Origin of the sequence: Streptomyces sp. NPDC059452 (assembly GCF_042750035.1) — a bacterium.
Taxonomy (GTDB): Bacteria; Actinomycetota; Actinomycetes; order Streptomycetales; family Streptomycetaceae; genus Streptomyces.
Map to the genome: position 1 here is coordinate 120874 of NZ_JBHYVE010000018.1, position 16175 is coordinate 137048.

Genomic DNA, 16175 nt, shown 5'->3' on the forward strand with positions numbered 1-16175 from the left:
CCGTGGACCGGCCACGCGCTCAGAGCAGTACGTGGCGCAGGACGGCCTCGAACTCTGTCGCGGTGGGCGGTGTGTCGGTCAGCAGGCCCTGGAGGAGCAGGCCGTCGACGACGCCCTTGAAGACCCGCACCCGGACCGGGTCGGCCGTGTAGCGGTGGGCGTACCCGGCGATGGCGTCCAGCCAGCGTCCGGTGGAGGCGCGCAGCTCCGGGCGGCGGGCGGCGAGCAGGTAGAGCTCGTACTCGGCCAGCAGGTGGTCGGCGCCCGAAACGACGTCTGCGAGCAGTTCGGCGAGGGCGGTGAGGCTCTCGGGGCTGCCGTCGGTGTCCTCGGCCAGGCGCCGCATCCGTTCGGCGTCCTGGTCCATGCAGGTGGTGAGCGCGGCGGTGAGCAGGTCGTCGATGCTCTTGAAGTAGTAGGCGGCGGCGGTGGGGGGCTGGTTCGCCTCGCGGGCCACCGCCCGGTGGCTGACGCCCGCGACGCCCTCGCGGGCGACCACCCGGAGGGTGGCCTCGATGAGTTCCTGCCGCCGGAGTTCGCCTTTGAGGAGGCGTCCGTCGGTCTGGGGTGTGTGCATCGTGCCCTCCGGGCGTCGGGGTCGGAGCGGGACGGGGGCGGCGGGCCGTCCCGGGGGTGGCTCTACGGGGCGCACTTCACGTGCTCCTCGTCGGCCGGGCGGTCGGCGGGCGCCTCGGCGGTCTCCCGCAGGCGCCGGCCCAGGGGGCGCTGGGCGAGCAGCGCCGCGAGCACCGTCGCGCCGCCCGCGACGATGGCCACGGCGAAGCCGCCGGAGGGGCCGAAGCGGTCGACCGTACTGCCCGACACCGAGGCGCCGAGCGCCACACCGACGCTGAGGCCGGTGATCGCCCAGGTCATCCCCTCGGTGAGGGCGGCCGGGGGCACCGTCCTCTCCACCAGTCCCATCACGACGATCATGGTAGGGGCGAAGAAGAGGCCGGAGAGGAAGACGGCTGCGGAGAGCGTGGCGATACCGGAGACGAGCAGCAGCGGAAGCGTGGTCAGGGCGGTGCCGACCGTGCTCAGGAGCAGCAGCCGGGGCAGCGGCGTGGTGAGCTTCAGGGCGCCGAAGACCAGTCCGGCGCCGGCCGAGCCGACCGCGTAGACGGAGAGCACGATGCCCGCACCGGCCGGTGACCCCTGCTCCTCGGCGAAGGCGACGCTGACCACGTCGACGGTGCCGACGATCGTGCCGCCCCCGACGAGGGTGAGGGCCAGCAGGGCGAGCGGTCCGCCGCGCAGCGCCGAGGCGGCCGGGGCGGTGTGCGCGGACGGCTGGATCACCGGCGGTTCGGTGCGCTTCTGGGGTACGAACATGAGCACGCCGAGAGCGAGCAGGACCGCCGCCACCAGGGGCCCCGCCTCCGGGAAGAGGGCGGTGCCGAGCGCGACCGCGAGCGCGGGGCCGATCACGAAGGTGAGTTCGTCGACGACCGATTCCAGTGAGTAGGCGGTGTGCAGCCGGGCGGAGCCCCGGTAGACGTGGGTCCAGCGGGCACGGACCATCGCGGCCATGTTGGGCATGGTCCCGGCCACCGCCGCGCTGACGAACAGCGTCCAGACGGGAGCGTCGTAGCGGGCGCAGAGCAGCAGCACGCCCATCGCGAGGACGCTGACTCCGGTGGCGGGCAGCAGCACCCGGCTCTGGCCCCGGCGGTCGACGATCCGGGAGATCCGGGGGCCGCAGAGGGCCATGGAGAGGGTGAAGGTGGCGGAGACGGCTCCGGCCAGGCCGTACTCCCCTCTCATCTGCGACAGCATCGTGATGATCCCGATGCCCGCCATCGAGAGCGGCATACGGGCGACGAACCCGGCGGCGGAGAAGGCGAGGGAGCCCGGCGCCGCGAAGAGCGCGCCATAGGGGTTGGCCATGGGAAGTGACCTCCGGGACGGGAGAAGAAGAACCTGAACGAATGTTACACATTGAACGGTCGTTACATTTTCCGACCGTAGCCGTTCCCCAGCCATCCGTGTCAACGGGGATTTTCGGCCGCGTTCAGGGCGGGAGCCGACCCCGGGGAGAGTCGTCCGGGCATGAGAAAAGGCCGCCCGGCATATGCGGGCGGCCTATGCAGATACGTTTCAGCCGTACTGGTTTCAGCCTTGCTGGAAGAGCTCCGCGGGCAGGGGCTTGAGGAGGGTGTACAGATCGTCGGTGATGGGCCGGTCCCAGCTGGCGATGGTCACGAGGACCCCGTCGCTGCGGTCGAACTGGACGCAGGCGATGCGGCTCTCCGAGAGCTTCACCCGGCGGACGATCAGCAGGTTGTCGCCCTGCATCACGGGGACGTCCTCGCTGCTGACGACCTCGATCGGCTCGTCGTTCTCCAGGGCCAGCAGCAGCTGCGCGACCTCGAAGGGAACCTGGCCGTCCTCGGTCTCGCGGGCGGGCGAACCGGCCGGGAGATTGCCGATGATCATGGCCGGGCCGCGGCCGCCGTACAGGTCGTAACGGAGGAAGACGCCCTGACAGCTGCCGTCGGGCGCGGGGAGCAGACCGGCGCCGAGATTGCCGGGCCAGTCCCCCGGGTCCATGGCCAGGACGTCGAAGTCCGGGCCCGCGGGTGTTGCGGCGCTACGGCGGCGGAGGAAGGACATGCTGACATGTTACGTGGCCCGGCTCACGTTGCGGAGCCGGGCCCGCGCCGGGAACGCCGCATGCCCGGCCCGGTGGTGACCGGGAAGCGGCGCACCCCCTGAAGGAGTGGATCGCGGCGAATTCCACCGCTCCCGGGCCCCTTGCCGCATACCGTTGGGTCCACCGCCGTGCCCGCCGTCGCGGCAGCGGCACGCGCGGGTACGGCGACGCATCGGAAATCGGAGGGGACGGAACAGCATGACGGTGGAGGCCACAGCAGGCGGGGCGGAAGACCGACGGGTGGGACGCGAGTGGATGGTGCGCGTGGACGCGGCCGACCGGGGCGGTGCGGCGGTACGCGTCTCGTGCAGCCGTCCGGCCTGCGCCCCTCAGCTCCTGCCCTCCGCCGCCGCCGGCCGCACGGCTGCGGTCGCGCACATCAAGGCCCATCTGCAGGCCGCCGCCGGGCCCCGGCCCGAGGCGTACTGCGTCTGCAAGGCCGAGGAGTGCCGCCTGCACATCCGGCCCGCCGGCCCCCGCGACCGTACGCCGCCGTGGCGGTGCGGCGGCCCGGTCGTCCTGGCCGTCGTCACCGACCGGCAGGGCCGCTGGTGGCGGGCGATGGAGTGCTGTGCGCGGTGCGCGGCCGCACAGCCCCTGGCGAAGATCGTCGCCACCGCCGGACCGGCCCCGGTGACCGCGGCCCATGCCGCCGCCCGCCGCCCGGCCGGGGTGGCCGCGACCGGCCCGCAGTTCTCGCACGCCGCCCCGTCCGCCGCCTCTGCCTCGTCCGCCCCCTCCGCCTCACCCGCGCCTGCCGCTCCCCGGAGGGTGCCCGCCTCCCGCTCGGCGAAGGCGGCGAAGGCCAAGCGCCGGCCCCGGGGCGGGAAGATCGCCCAGCGGATCGTGCCGCACGATCTCCACCCCGTCGCCCTGCGCGAGGAGCTGATGGAGCTGGGCGACCTCTTCCGCGCCTACCAGCAGCGGACCGAACCCGACCTCGCCGAGCTCGCCGAGCTCCACACCCGCAAGGCGAAGGCGTTCACCACCTGGGCGGAGGTCACCGGTGACACCGGGCTGCGGCTGGACGCGGAGCGCGCCGAGCAGGCGGCCGCCGCCGCCCTCATCCAGCACCAGTACCGCACCGGCCTGAGCCCGGTCGGCGAGGGGCAGGTCACGAGCCGTCTGCTGACCGCCCCCACGCACTGGGAGCACGCGCGGTCGATCCTCGCCCATGTCGCCGACAACACCCCGCTGCCCGGCCCGGAGGCGCGCCTGATGGTGGTGATGCTGACCCTGCGCTCGGCTCTCACGGGCACCGGCAACCTGGTGGGGCAGGACGTCAGGGGGCTGCCCCTGACGGGCCCGGAGGAGCTGATCGACCGGCTCGTGGAGTCCGGCTGGCTGTCCTTCCCCGGCACCGCCGACGATCTGCTCGACTCCCGCCCCGAGAGCCCCACCCCGATCACCATCCCGTCGCTGATGCCCGACGACGACGGCCCCGGCCCGTTCGACTTCGGCAGGAAGACGCGGCCCAAGCTCAGCGGATGGGCCCAGCGGGTCGTCGGGGACAAGAAGCTCCGCAAGAAGAAGACCGGCGCCGCCACCCGGCTCCTCGCCCTGGGCCTGGCCGTCCGGACCAGTACCGACGGGGGGCTGGGGGCCGAGGGCGAGGGCATCGACCTGGCGACCCTCACCTCCTGGTGTGCCGTCGAACCCGGTGAACTGGACTCCCTGGTGGAGCAGTTGACCGTGGCGGACTGGCTGGAGGAGGCCGCCACCGCCGACGGCCGCCTCACGGGGCGGCTGACCGAACGCGTGCTGCCGCTCAGCTGCCCGCTGCCCTGAGGCCGCCTCGCGGCCCCTCGGTGCGGGCCTCACCCCGGCGGGGGCTGCGACCCGACGAGCCACATGGCGAAGAACTGGGCCCCGCCCCCGTAGGCGTGGCCCAGTGCCCTGGTGGCCCCGTCGATCTGGTGCTCGCCCGCCCGCCCCCGTACCTGGAGGGCCGCTTCGGCGAAGCGGATCATGCCGGACGCGCCGATGGGGTTGGTGGACAGCACCCCGCCCGAGGGGTTGACCGGGAGGTCACCGTCGAGTTCGGTGACGCCCGCCTCGGTGAGCTTCCACCCCTCGCCCTCATCGGCGAAGCCGAGATTCTCCAGCCACATCGGCTCGTACCAGGAGAAGGGGACGTACATCTCGACGGCGTCGATCTCCCGGCGCGGGTCGGTGATCCGGGCCTGCCGGTAGACGTCGGCGGCGCAGTCCTTGCCCGCCCGCGGGGAGACGAAGTCCTTCCCGGCGAAGAGCGTCGGTTCGCTGCGCATGGCGCCTCCGTGCACCCAGGCGGGCGGGTGGGGCGCCCGGGCCGCGCCGTCCCGGTCGGTGAGGACCATCGCGCAGGCCCCGTCGGAGGAGGGGCAGGTCTCGGAGTAGCGGATCGGGTCCCAGAGCATGGGGGCGGCCTGGACCTTCTCCAGGGTGATGCCGGTGTCGTGGAGGTGCGCGTAGGGGTTCTTCAGCGCGTTGCGGCGGTCCTTGTACGCGACGAGGGAGCCGACCGTGTCGGGGGCTCCCGTACGGCGCATGTACGCGCGGACGTGCGGGGCGAAGAAGCCGCCCGCCCCGGCCAGCAGCGGCTGCTGGAACGGAACGGGCAGGGAGAGCCCCCACATGGCGTTGGATTCGGACTGCTTCTCGAAGGCGAGGGTCAGGACCGTCCGGTGGACGCGGGCGGCGACGAGGTTGGCGGCGACGAGCGCGGTCGACCCGCCGACCGAGCCCGCCGTGTGGACCCGGAGCATCGGCTTGCCAACAGCGCCCAGCGCGTCGGCGAGATACAGCTCCGGCATCATGACGCCCTCGAAGAAGTCGGGGGCCTTGCCGATGACGACGGCGTCGATGTCGCTCCAGGCCAGCCCGGCGTCCGCCAGGGCGCGGAGAGCCGCCTCGCGGACGAGTCCGGCGATGGAGACGTCGTGCCGGGCGGCGACGTGCTTGGTCTGGCCGATGCCGACGACGGCCACGGGCTCCTTAGGCATGAGCGCTCTCCCCTTCCAGGACGGCGACCAGGTTCTGTTGCAGACAGGGCCCGGAGGTGGCGTGGGCGAGCGCCCGGTCGGACTCGCCCCGGTGGATGCGGGCGGCGGCCTCGCCGAGCCGGATGAGGCCCGCCGCCATGATCGGGTTGGCGGCGAGGGCTCCTCCGGAGGGGTTGACGCAGGTGTCGTCGCCGAGCCCGAGTGCCTTGCGCAGGATCACCTCCTGCGAGGTGAACGGGGCGTGCAACTCGGCGGTGTCGACGGGCCGTTCGAAGGCTCCGGCGTGCCGGGCGGCGAGCCTGGTGGAAGGTGAGTCGGTCAGGTCGCGGACGCCGAGGCCGTGGGCCTCAATGCGGTGGTCGATGCCCCGGATCCAGGCGGGCCGCGCGCATAGGGAGCGGGCGGTGTCCCCGGCGGCGAGGACCACGGCGGCGGCGCCGTCGCCGATGGGCGGGCAGTCGCCGGTCCGCAGGGGGTGCACGAGGTGGTCCCCCGCCGGGACGTCCCCGGTGAGCTGGGCGTACGGGTTGGTGGTGGCGGCGGTGCGGCTGCGTACGGCGATGGCGGCGAGGGCCGCCTCGTCGGTGTGGCCCGCGTCGATGAGTGCCTGGGCCTGGAGGGCGGCGAGGGAGACGGAGTCGGGCCAGAGCGGGGCGAGGTAGTACGGGTCGAGCTGGCGGGTGAGGACGTCACGCACCTCGCCGGGCGAGGACTTGCCGTAGGAGTAGACGAGCGCGGTGTCCGCCTCACCGGTCATGATCTTCACCCAGGCCTCGTACAGCGCCCAGGCCCCGTCCATCTCGACATGGGACTCGGAGATGGGCGGGTGGGCGCCGACACCGTCGAGCGCCATGGTGAAGGAGAAGGCACGCCCGGCGAGGTAGTCGGCGGAGCCGGAGCAGGTGAACCCGATCTCGTTCGCCTTCAACCCCGTTGCCCCGAGCACCTCGTGGAGGACGGGCATCAGCAGGTCGACCTCGGAAAGTTCGTCGGTACGCCGCCGGTGCGCGCTCTGGGCGAAGGCGACGATCGCCACGTCTCGCATCTACACCAGCTCCTTGTACGTGTCGTAGTCGGCGTCGGGCTCCCCGGTGGGCCGGTAGTGGTCGGGGTGACGGGCCCCCTCGACCCATACCGGCTCGACGCGCAGGCCCATGCGCACCTGGTCGTACGGGATGCCCGCGATGCGGCCGTGGAGGGCGAGGCCGGCCCCGTCGAGGGCGATGTGGGCGTAGACGTACGGGACTTCAATGTCCAGGTTCTTCGCCTTGATGTTGACGATGCAGAAGGTGGTGACGGTCCCGCGCGGCCCGACCTCCACCTCCTCCTCGGTGGCGATGCCGCAGGTGGGGCAGGCCCCGCGCGGCGGTACGTAGACCTTGCGGCAGGCGGGGCAGCGCTCGCCGACGGTGCGGTGGCCTTCGAGGGCCTTGAGGTAGGCGCTCTGGGCGCGGCCGGGGGTGTGCACGTAGTCGAGGCGGGCCGGGGTGACGATACCGGTGACGGGGTCGGTGAACTCCCCTGCGTGCGGGGCGGGTTCGGACGGGCCCGGCTCACCCTCGTACGGTTCGAAGCAGGCGATGTCCGTGATGGCGCCGGTGCGGGTCGCGGCCCAGCGGATCCGGACCCGCATCCCGGTGCGTACGACGTGGGGCCCGGGCGCGTCCAGGACGTGCAGGAGGGCGGTGCCGGCGCCGTCGAGGCGGACGAGCACCCAGGCGAACGGGGTCTCCAGCGGCTGGTCGCGGCGCGGGGACGGGTTCCAGGCCCAGGTGGTGACGGTGCCGGTGGGGGCGACCTCGACGAGTTCGCGGAGTTCGTTCGCGGTGACGGGGTCGTACTCGACGGGCGGGACGAGCACCCTGCCGTCGTCCGTGCGGACCCCGAGGACGGTGCGTTCGCGCAGCCCGGTGAGGAAGGCGCTCTGGACGGGGCCGAGGGAGCGGGTGAAGGGGAATTCGACCACCAGCGGTGCGCTGAGGATGTCGGTCATGACTCTCTCCGTAGGCTGAGGGCTCAGGCGCGCCGGTAGACGGGCGGGCGTTTCTCGGCGAAGGCGCGGGCACCCTCCTTGGCGTCCTCGGTGGCGAACACGGGCCAGCCGCGCTTGAGTTCGGCGGCCAGGGCCTCGGTCTCGGTCAGCTCGGCGCCCTCGTAGACCGAGGCCTTGACGGCCTCGACGGCGAGGGGCCCGCAGGCGTTGATCCGCTCGGCGACGACAAGGGCTTCCTCCAGCGCGGCGCCGTCGGGTACGACCCTGCCGATGAGCCCGATGGCGGCGGCCTCCCCGGCGGTGTACGGGCGGCCGGTGAGAAGCATTTCGAGGGCGTGGGTGCGGGGGATCTGGCGGGGCAGCCGGACGGTGGAGCCGCCGATCGGGAAGAGGCCGCGCCGGACCTCGAAGAGCCCGAAGGTGGCGCCCGCCCCGGCGATACGGATATCCGTTCCCTGGAGGATCTCGGTGCCTCCGGCGACACAGGGCCCTTCCACTGCGGCGATCACCGGTTTGCGGGGGCGGTGGTGGCGCAGCATCGCCTTCCAGTGCAGGTCCGGGTCGGCGGTCATCCGCTCCCGGTACTCCTCGCCCGCCATCCCGCCGCCCGCCAGCGCCTTGAGGTCCATGCCGGAACAGAACGCACCGCCCGCCCCGGTCAGCACGACGGAGCGGACCTCGTCGTCGGCGTCGGCCGCGAGCCAACCGTCGTACAGGCCGACGAGCATCGGCAGCGACAACGCGTTCCTGGCCTGTGGCCGGTTCAAGGTGAGCACCAGCGTGGCGCCCCGGCGCTCCACGGTGAGGTGTTCCGTACCGAGGTCTTCCGTACCGCCCATGACGAACTCCCGTCTCCAGACCTGGAACAGGTTGCAGTAGGCGGGGTCGCAGTTCAATAGTTTTCTGACAGGCAGTCAGATTCTTTCGACGCCACCCCTTCCCACTTGTGCCGCCCGGCGCTCTAATGACGGCCGAGTCGCCAGTCATCCCGGGGTCAGGAGGAACGGTGGAGTACAACCTTGCCGACCTGTTCGAATCGGTCGTCGACGTGGTCCCCGACCGCGAGGCGCTCCTGTACGTCGACCATCCCGGTACGGGCGCCGAGCGGCGGATGACCTACGCCCAACTGGACGCCGCCGCCAACCGGATCGCCCATCACCTCATCGACGCGGGCCTCCGGCCGGGCGAGCACGTGGGCCTCCACCTCTACAACGGCATCGAGTACCTCCAGACGGTGCTGGGAGTACTGAAGGCCCGACTGGTGCCGGTGAACGTCAACTACCGTTACGTGGAAGAGGAGCTGGTCTACCTCTACCGGGACGCGGACCTGGCGGCCCTGGTCTTCGACGGCGAGTTCGACGAGCGGGTGGCGGCGGCGTCCGCGCAGGCCCCGGCCCTGCGTCACCTGGTCCGGGTGGGGTCCACGGTCGCACCCGAGGATCTGGGGGCTGTCCCCTTCGCCGAGGCCGAGGCGTCCGGCTCACCGTCGCGCGGCTTCGAACGACGTTCCGCCGACGACCAGTTCATCATCTACACCGGCGGCACGACGGGCATGCCGAAGGGGGTGATGTGGCGTCAGGAGGACCTGTTCTTCTCGGGCCTGGGCGGCGGCGCGCCGACCGGTGAGCCGGTGAAGAGCCCGCAGGAGCTGGCCGAACGGGTGGCGGCGGGCGGCGACGGCATCACCTTCTTCCCCACTCCCCCGCTGATGCACGGCACCTCCACACTCACCGCGTTCATCGGATTCAACTTCGGCCAACGCGTGGTGATTCACCGCAAGTTCGCCCCGGAGGAGGTGCTGCGGACGATCGAGAAGGAGAAGGTCACCAGCGTGTCGCTGGTGGGAGACGCGATGCTGCGTCCGCTGATCGATGCTCTCGACGGGCCGTTGCGCGGCACGGACTGTTCGTCGCTCTTCTCCGTCTCCAGCTCCGGGGCGATCATGTCGGATTCGGTGCGGGCGGAGTTCCAGGCGCTCGTGCCGACCGTGCTGCTGCTCAACAACTTCGGCTCGTCCGAGTCCGGCTTCAACGGCACGGCCACCGCCGACTCAGGCCCCGAGCGGGGGTTCCGGGTCCAGGTCAACTCCCGTACGGCGGTGGTCGATCCGGTGACGTACGAGCCGGTGGCGCCGGGCGAGCCGGGCCGCATCGCGCAGCGCGGCCATGTCCCGCTCGGCTACTACAACGACCCGGCCAAGACCGCCGACACCTTCTTCCGCAAGGGCGATGAGCGGTGGGTCCTGCTGGGCGACATGGCGACCGTGGACGAGGACGGCATCGTCACCGTGCTGGGCCGGGGCTCGCAGTGCATCAACACGGGCGGGGAGAAGGTCTACCCGGAGGAGGTCGAGCAGGCGCTCAAGTCCCACCCGGACGTGTACGACGCGCTCGTGGCGGGCGTCCCGGACGAGCGCTGGGGCAGCCGGGTCGCCGCCGTCCTCGAACTGCGGCAGGGCGCACGGGCGTTGGACCTGGCCACCGTGCAGGCCCACTGCCGGTCCCGGCTGGCCGGGTACAAGATCCCGCGCGCCCTGGTCCTCGCCGACCGCATCCAGCGCTCACCGAGCGGCAAGGCGGACTACCGCTGGGCGAAGGCGGTGGCGGCGGCCGCAGCAGCGACAGCGGCCGGAGCGGAGACGGACGGCTGACGGCTGACGGCTGACGGCTGACAACTCACGAGTCACGGGCCACGGCTCACGGGCCACCCCTCACCCCAGCCCGAACGACCGGATCGCCGCGAGGAACGCGTCCGGCCGGGTGGTGTGGACGAGGTGGCCCGCCTCGATGGTGGTGAACACGGCACCGGGGATGGCGTCCGCCAGGTCGGCGAGCTGCTTCTGGTCGATGTGGCTGGTGGAGCCGCCGCCGATCACCAGGGTCGGGGCGGTGATCTCCGACAGCCGTTCGCGGGCCTCGGGGTCGGGGTCGTTCATCTGGGCGTCGGTGTCCGGGACCACGGGCCAGTCGAAGTCGAGGGCGCCTTCGGGGCGGACGGCGGGCGGGCGCGGCGGGTCGAGCGGGAGGAGGGGCGGGGCGTCCTCGATGATCAGCCGCCCGATCAGCCCGGGCTCGCGCTGGGCCAGGAGGCAGGCCGCCACCCCGCCCATGGAGTGCCCGATCACGGTGGCTCCGGCCAGGTTGCGGGCCTCCAGGAAGGCGTGCAGGTCGTCGCGGAACAGCTCGAAGGAGTAGCGGCCGGGCCAGTCGCTCAGCCCGTGGCCCCGGAAGTCGAAGGCGTACACGCGGTGTTCGGCGGCCAGCTCCTCGGCGATCCGGGTCCAGGTGAGGGAGGAGCCGGACCGGCCGTGGAGGAGGACGACGGGCGGGGCGGAGGGCTCGCCCCACACCCGGTACGCGAGCCGGACCCCGCCCGCCTGCACGCTGCGGACATCCCCGTCGAGGAAGGCCGCGACCGTACGGGAGAAGGCTCCCGGGTCGTCGAGCCACGGGAAGTGCCCCGCACCGCGCTGGACGGTGAACTCGGCGTGCGGGAAGAGCGCGGCGAGCTCCGTGGCCCGGTCCGGGCTCGGGTGGCCGTCCAGCTCCCCGGCCAGGACCAGCACCGGGGCGGCCAGTTCGCGCAGGGCGGCGGCCGTGGCGCCGGGGTCGAAGGCATCCGCCTCCGCATAGCGGTCACGTGCCTCGGGGTTGGTCTGTCCGGCGGAGGCGGCGGCGTGCGCGCGGGCCGCCTCGTCCCAGCGGCCGTAGGTGAGCGGCCGGACGGCGGGCCACAGTTCGGCGAACGGCCCTCCGGCGAGCAGCGCCTCCTGGGCGGCCCGCGCCTGCGGGTACCAGGGCTCGTCGCGGCGCAGCTCGGCGGCCTCGCGGAGGTCCTGGTCGGTCACCTCGATGCCCACGGCCCGGCCGCCGGGCGTGACGAGGGTCAGGGTGCGCAGCCGCTCCGGGTGGCGGGCGGCGTACAGCAGGGCCAGACCGGCGCCCGCGGAGTGCGTCAGCACATCGATCCGGTCCAGGCCGAGGTGCTCCCGCAGCGCCTCCACATCGCCGACGAGCCGGTCGCAGCGGTACGTCGAGGGGTCGTCGGGCACGGCGGAGTCCCCGGTGCCGCGCAGGTCCAGCAGGACGAGCTGACGCCGGTCCGCGAGCCCCCCGAGGTCACCGAGGTACGCGCTCGCCCGCATCGGTCCGCCGGGCAGGCAGATCAGCGGCTCGCCCTCCCCCACCAGGTGGTAGGCGAGCCGGGTCGTGTCGTACGCGGAGAAGTTCGGCATGCCGTCCATCCAAACAGGAACACCGGGCAGGCCGCACCGGACTTCTCTGTGGGCCGATCGACAGGGGGCCGACCGGCAGGGGGGCAACCGGCAGCGGGGCGACCGGCAGGGGGCCGGTCGGCAGCGGGCCGCGGGCCGATCCGCACCCGATCCGTGCGCCCCTCTTGCCAGCGGACCCGGCCGCCTGAATTACTGCTCCCAGGAAGATCGACCGAATGATCGGTCGCCCGCTTCGGGAGAGGAAGGGCCCCTATGACGGCCATGCTGGACGCGGCGGAGCAGCTGGGCCGCGCGGACCTGGAGGCCCTCCAGCTCGAACGGCTGCGGCAGACCCTGCGTCACGCCTACGAGAACGTGCCCTTATACCGGGCGGCGTTCGACGGGGCCGGGCTGCGGCCCGAGGACTGCGCCACACTCGCCGACCTGGCCCGTTTCCCCTTCACGGCCAAGGCCGATCTGCGCGACAACTACCCGTTCGGGATGTTCGCGGTGCCGGAGCGGGACGTCCGGCGCATCCACGCCTCCAGCGGCACGACCGGGCTCCCGACCGTCGTCGGCTACACCGAACGGGACCTGGACACCTGGGCGGACGTGGTCGCCCGGTCGATCCGCGCGGCGGGCGGCCGGCCCGGCCACAAGGTGCATGTGGCGTACGGGTACGGGCTGTTCACCGGCGGCCTCGGCGCGCACTACGGGGCCGAACGGCTCGGCTGCACGGTGATCCCCGCGTCCGGCGGGATGACGGCGCGCCAGGTGCGGCTGATCCAGGACTTCCGGCCCGAGATCATCATGATCACGCCCTCCTACATGCTGACGCTGCTGGACGAGTTCGAGCGGCAGGGCGTCGACCCGCGTACGACTTCCCTGAAGGTGGGCATCTTCGGCGCGGAGCCGTGGACCGAGGCGATGCGCCGGGAGATCGAGGACCGGTTCGCCATCGACGCCGTCGACATATACGGGCTCTCCGAGGTGATGGGCCCCGGGGTGGCGCAGGAGTGCGTGGAGACGAAGGACGGGCTGCACATCTGGGAGGACCACTTCTATCCGGAGGTCGTGGACCCCTTCACCGGTGAGGTGCTGCCGGACGGCGAGGAGGGCGAGCTGGTCTTCACCTCGCTCACCAAGGAGGCGATGCCGGTCATCCGCTACCGCACCCGGGACCTGACGCGGCTGCTTCCGGGGACGGCCCGGACCTTCCGCCGGATGGAGAAGGTCACCGGCCGCAGCGACGACATGGTGATCCTGCGCGGGGTGAACCTCTTCCCGACCCAGATCGAGGAGATCGTGCTGCGTACGCCCGCCGTCGCCCCGCACTTCCAGCTCCGGCTGACCCGGCAGGGGCGCCTGGACGCGCTGACGGTCCGGGCGGAGGCGCGGGCGGACGCGACGGCGGCCGACCGGGAGAAGGCGGCGCTCGCGATCGCGGTGGCGGTGAAGGACGGGGTCGGGGTGTCGGTGGGGGTCGAGATCGTGGACCCGGAGTCGCTGGAGCGCTCGGTGGGCAAGATCCGGCGGATCGTGGACCTGCGGGAGTCCGGCGCGGAGTGAGGAGGATCGAGCGGATCGTGGACCTGCGGGGCCCGGCACGGGGTGAGGAGGATCCGGTGACCGTGGGTCTGCGGGAGTCCGGCGCGGAGTGAGCCAGGGACACATCATGCCTGCTGGCGGGCCTGTTGTTCACACCACCGCAACACCCGTTCCCACTATGCGGACACCTGCTCGAAAATCTCGACAGAGGGGCCCGGGCACTGCCACTCTCCCGCTATGCATCTCGCCAACCGTTCCCTGGTCACCGCCGTCTGCTCCGCCGCCGTCCTCTGCGCCGCCCTGACCGGCTGCGCCCCGCAACCGGAGGAGAAGAAGGAGGCGTCGGGCCGGTCCGGGGAGACGGCCGAGGCCTGCGCACCGGGCGGGCTCGCCACCGAGGTCCCGGGGAAGCTGACCGTCGGCACGGACAAGCCCGCCTACGCCCCCTGGTTCTCCGACGACGAGCCGTCCAACGGCAAGGGGTTCGAGTCGGCGGTGGCGTACGCCGTGGCGAAGCAGCTCGGTTACGGCCGCGATGCGGTGGTCTGGCAGCACGTTCCGTTCAACAGCGCGATCACGCCCGGCGCCAAGACGTTCGACTTCGACATCAACCAGGTCTCCATCAGCGAACCCCGCAAGAAGGCCGTGGCGTTCTCCTCCGGCTACTACGACGTGCGCCAGGCGGTCGTCGCCCTGAAGTCGTCGAAGGCGGCCGGGGCGAAGAGCGTGGTCGATCTGAAGAAGGTGAGGCTGGGCGCCCAAGTGGGCACGACCAGCCTGGACTTCGTCAACGACCTGGTGAAGCCCGACACGAAGCCCGCCGTCTACCAGCGCAACGACTTCGCCAAGTCGGCTCTGAAGAACGGCCAGGTGGACGCCATCGTGGTGGACCTGCCCACCGCCTTCTACATCACCGGGGCCGAGGTGCCCGAGGCGAAGGTCGTCGGCCAGTTCCCGAACTCTCCCGAGAACCCGGAGCAGTTCGGCCTCGTCCTCGACAAGGACTCCACGCTCACCTCCTGCGTGAGCGGCGCGGTGGACGCCCTGCGCGAGGACGGCACGCTCGCCGCCCTGGAGAAGGAGTGGCTCTCCGAGGCCGTCGACGCGCCGGTGCTCAAGTGACCCTGTTCAAGACGCTCCCCGGGGAGGACACCTACGTCCCCTCCGAGCGCCGGATCGCCCGCGAACGCCACCGGCGCGCCCGCACCCGGCGGGCGACGGCGATCGCCGCGACCAGCACGCTGGTCACGGGCGTGGTGCTGTTCCTGCTGATCACGGGGTCGCCCGGCTGGGACCGTACGCGGGAGACGTTCTTCAGCCCGCACTACGCGCGGGTGGCGCTGCCGCAGGTCCTGGAGGGCCTGTGGCTGAACCTGCGGCTGCTGGCGGTGTGCGGCAGTGCCGTGCTGGCGTTCGGCCTGCTGCTGGCCGTGGCGCGGACGCTGCGCGGGCCGGTGTTCTTCCCGATCCGGGCGCTGGCCACCGCCTACACGGACTTCTTCCGCGGACTACCGCTCATCATCTGCCTGCTGATGGTGGTCTTCGGGATCCCCGCGCTGCGTCTGGAGGGGGTGACGACCGATCCGGTCGTGCTGGGCGGTACCGCGCTCGTCCTGACGTACTCGGCGTACGTCGCCGAGGTCTTCCGGGCGGGCATCGAGTCCGTGCACCCCTCGCAGCGGGCCGCCGCCCGGTCGCTGGGGCTCAGCAGCGGCAAGACGCTGCGCTTCGTCGTCCTGCCCCAGGCGGTGCGCCGGGTGGTGCCGCCGCTCCTCAACGACATGGTGTCCCTCCAGAAGGACACCGGTCTCGTCTCGATCGCCGGAGCGGTCGACGCCGTCTACGCGGCGCAGATCATCGCGAGCAAGGACTTCAACTACACCCCGTACGTCGTGGCGGGCCTGGTCTTCGTCGCGCTGACCATCCCCATGACCCGGCTCACCGACTGGGTGACGGCCCGGATGGACCGGCGGCGGGCCCAGGGAGGACTGGTATGAGCACAGCGCCCGTGCTGCGGATGGAGGCTGTCCGCAAGTCGTTCGGCACCTCGCTCGTCCTGCGGGACGTGGACCTGGAGGTCGCCCCGCACACCGTGACCGCGCTGATCGGCACCTCCGGGTCCGGGAAGTCGACCCTGCTGCGCTGCGCCAACCTCCTGGAGGAGGTCGACGACGGGGCGATCTGGCTGGAGGGCGAGGAGATCACCGATCCCCGGGTCGACGCGGACGCGGTGCGCAGGCGGATCGGGGTGGTGTTCCAGGCGTACAACCTCTTCCCGCACCTGACCGTCCTGCAGAACATCACGCTCGCCCCGCAGCGCGTCCACGGCCTCTCCCGGGCCGAGGCCGAGTCGCAGGCCCGCGAGCTCCTGGACCGGCTCGGGCTGGGCGCGAAGGCCGACGAGTACCCGGACCGGCTGAGCGGCGGGCAGCAGCAACGTACGGCCATTGTACGGGCGTTGGCGGTACGGCCCCGGCTGCTGCTCCTGGACGAGATCACCGCCGCCCTGGATCCGGAGCTGGTGGGCGAGGTGCTGAGCCTCGTCCGTGAGGTGAAGGACGAGGGCATGACGATGGTCATCGCCACCCATGAGATGACCTTCGCCCGCGAGGTCGCCGACCAGGTCTGCTTCCTGGACGCGGGGGTGGTGCTGGAACGCGGCACACCGCAGGAGGTCTTCGGCGCGCCGAGGGAGGAGCGCACCCAGAAGTTCCTGCGACGGATCGTGGAGGCGGGGCGACTGTGAGGCCGGGCCACCACGCCTGCCCCGGTCACCCCGCC

14 protein-coding genes are annotated in these 16175 nt (G+C 72.2%); 6 read left to right on the forward strand and 8 right to left on the reverse strand.

The window, feature by feature from the left end; translation table 11 throughout:
* Nucleotides 1-19: 19 nt before the first annotated feature.
* The 3 genes from ACFW9Z_RS23455 to ACFW9Z_RS23465 form a co-directional block, all read right to left on the reverse strand.
* A complete protein-coding gene (locus ACFW9Z_RS23455) occupies nucleotides 20-577 on the reverse strand; it encodes a TetR/AcrR family transcriptional regulator (protein ID WP_384644055.1) in 558 nt (185 codons plus the stop codon).
* 62 nt (nucleotides 578-639) lie between these two features.
* On the reverse strand, nucleotides 640-1890 hold the full coding sequence (locus tag ACFW9Z_RS23460) for an MFS transporter (protein ID WP_384644057.1): 1251 nt from the start codon (nucleotides 1888-1890) through the stop codon (nucleotides 640-642).
* A gap of 225 nt (nucleotides 1891-2115) precedes the next feature.
* Entirely contained in the window at nucleotides 2116-2616 is a 501-nt protein-coding gene (locus tag ACFW9Z_RS23465) for a hypothetical protein (protein WP_026242033.1), read from the reverse strand.
* Between the two features lie 238 nt (nucleotides 2617-2854).
* On the opposite strand from ACFW9Z_RS23465, the gene ACFW9Z_RS23470 reads away from it, so the two are divergent.
* A complete protein-coding gene (locus ACFW9Z_RS23470) occupies nucleotides 2855-4444 on the forward strand; it encodes a hypothetical protein (RefSeq protein WP_384644059.1) in 1590 nt (529 codons plus the stop codon).
* A 29-nt stretch (nucleotides 4445-4473) separates the two neighbouring features.
* Here the strand turns inward: ACFW9Z_RS23470 and ACFW9Z_RS23475 are convergent, their stop codons facing one another.
* The 4 genes from ACFW9Z_RS23475 to ACFW9Z_RS23490 are packed head-to-tail and all read right to left on the reverse strand — an operon-like array spanning nucleotide 4474 to nucleotide 8472.
* The gene (locus ACFW9Z_RS23475) at nucleotides 4474-5640 is read right to left on the reverse strand and encodes a thiolase domain-containing protein (RefSeq protein WP_384644061.1); all 1167 of its coding nucleotides are present in this window, start codon (nucleotides 5638-5640) and stop codon (nucleotides 4474-4476) included.
* Nucleotides 5633-6685, reverse strand: coding sequence for a thiolase domain-containing protein (locus ACFW9Z_RS23480; protein ID WP_384644063.1), 1053 nt, complete (start codon nucleotides 6683-6685; stop codon nucleotides 5633-5635). Before ACFW9Z_RS23480 ends, ACFW9Z_RS23475 begins: the two co-directional genes overlap by 8 nt.
* Nucleotides 6686-7633, reverse strand: a complete 948-nt coding sequence (locus ACFW9Z_RS23485) for a Zn-ribbon domain-containing OB-fold protein (protein ID WP_384644065.1) — start codon at nucleotides 7631-7633, stop codon at nucleotides 6686-6688.
* Between the two features lie 23 nt (nucleotides 7634-7656).
* A complete protein-coding gene (locus ACFW9Z_RS23490) occupies nucleotides 7657-8472 on the reverse strand; it encodes a crotonase/enoyl-CoA hydratase family protein (RefSeq protein WP_384644067.1) in 816 nt (271 codons plus the stop codon).
* Between the two features lie 167 nt (nucleotides 8473-8639).
* On the opposite strand from ACFW9Z_RS23490, the gene ACFW9Z_RS23495 reads away from it, so the two are divergent.
* The gene (locus tag ACFW9Z_RS23495; RefSeq protein WP_384644068.1) at nucleotides 8640-10283 is read left to right on the forward strand and encodes an acyl-CoA synthetase; all 1644 of its coding nucleotides are present in this window, start codon (nucleotides 8640-8642) and stop codon (nucleotides 10281-10283) included.
* A 60-nt stretch (nucleotides 10284-10343) separates the two neighbouring features.
* On the opposite strand, the gene ACFW9Z_RS23500 is transcribed toward ACFW9Z_RS23495, so the two are convergent.
* On the reverse strand, nucleotides 10344-11867 hold the full coding sequence (locus ACFW9Z_RS23500; RefSeq protein WP_384644069.1) for an alpha/beta fold hydrolase: 1524 nt from the start codon (nucleotides 11865-11867) through the stop codon (nucleotides 10344-10346).
* A gap of 252 nt (nucleotides 11868-12119) precedes the next feature.
* Between ACFW9Z_RS23500 and paaK the strand changes: the two genes are divergently transcribed.
* The 4 genes from paaK to ACFW9Z_RS23520 all read left to right on the forward strand — a co-directional run bounded on the left by paaK (nucleotide 12120) and on the right by ACFW9Z_RS23520 (nucleotide 16140).
* Entirely contained in the window at nucleotides 12120-13415 is a 1296-nt protein-coding gene (gene paaK, locus ACFW9Z_RS23505) for a phenylacetate--CoA ligase PaaK (protein WP_384644071.1), read from the forward strand.
* A 216-nt stretch (nucleotides 13416-13631) separates the two neighbouring features.
* Entirely contained in the window at nucleotides 13632-14516 is an 885-nt protein-coding gene (locus tag ACFW9Z_RS23510; protein WP_384644073.1) for an ABC transporter substrate-binding protein, read from the forward strand.
* Nucleotides 14513-15391: an amino acid ABC transporter permease gene (locus tag ACFW9Z_RS23515; protein WP_384644075.1), complete on the forward strand. Its 879-nt coding sequence runs from the start codon at nucleotides 14513-14515 to the stop codon at nucleotides 15389-15391. The genes ACFW9Z_RS23510 and ACFW9Z_RS23515 overlap by 4 nt, the downstream gene beginning before the upstream one ends.
* Complete coding sequence (locus ACFW9Z_RS23520) at nucleotides 15388-16140, forward strand: amino acid ABC transporter ATP-binding protein (protein ID WP_384644077.1); 753 nt, start codon at nucleotides 15388-15390, stop codon at nucleotides 16138-16140. Before ACFW9Z_RS23515 ends, ACFW9Z_RS23520 begins: the two co-directional genes overlap by 4 nt.
* The last annotated feature ends 35 nt before the right edge of the window (nucleotides 16141-16175 follow it).

Excerpts from the sequence above, each read along its gene's own strand:
- ACFW9Z_RS23455 (WP_384644055.1), bottom strand. The coding sequence starts at position 577 with ATGCACACACCCCAGACCGACGGACGCCTCCTCAAAGGCGAACTCCGG.
- ACFW9Z_RS23460 (WP_384644057.1), bottom strand. The coding sequence starts at position 1,890 with ATGGCCAACCCCTATGGCGCGCTCTTCGCGGCGCCGGGCTCCCTCGCC.
- ACFW9Z_RS23465 (WP_026242033.1), bottom strand. The coding sequence starts at position 2,616 with ATGTCCTTCCTCCGCCGCCGTAGCGCCGCAACACCCGCGGGCCCGGAC.
- ACFW9Z_RS23470 (WP_384644059.1), top strand. The coding sequence starts at position 2,855 with ATGACGGTGGAGGCCACAGCAGGCGGGGCGGAAGACCGACGGGTGGGA.
- ACFW9Z_RS23475 (WP_384644061.1), bottom strand. The coding sequence starts at position 5,640 with ATGCCTAAGGAGCCCGTGGCCGTCGTCGGCATCGGCCAGACCAAGCAC.
- ACFW9Z_RS23480 (WP_384644063.1), bottom strand. The coding sequence starts at position 6,685 with ATGCGAGACGTGGCGATCGTCGCCTTCGCCCAGAGCGCGCACCGGCGG.
- ACFW9Z_RS23485 (WP_384644065.1), bottom strand. The coding sequence starts at position 7,633 with ATGACCGACATCCTCAGCGCACCGCTGGTGGTCGAATTCCCCTTCACC.
- ACFW9Z_RS23490 (WP_384644067.1), bottom strand. The coding sequence starts at position 8,472 with ATGGGCGGTACGGAAGACCTCGGTACGGAACACCTCACCGTGGAGCGC.
- ACFW9Z_RS23500 (WP_384644069.1), bottom strand. The coding sequence starts at position 11,867 with ATGCCGAACTTCTCCGCGTACGACACGACCCGGCTCGCCTACCACCTG.
- paaK (WP_384644071.1), top strand. The coding sequence starts at position 12,120 with ATGACGGCCATGCTGGACGCGGCGGAGCAGCTGGGCCGCGCGGACCTG.
- ACFW9Z_RS23510 (WP_384644073.1), top strand. The coding sequence starts at position 13,632 with ATGCATCTCGCCAACCGTTCCCTGGTCACCGCCGTCTGCTCCGCCGCC.
- ACFW9Z_RS23520 (WP_384644077.1), top strand. The coding sequence starts at position 15,388 with ATGAGCACAGCGCCCGTGCTGCGGATGGAGGCTGTCCGCAAGTCGTTC.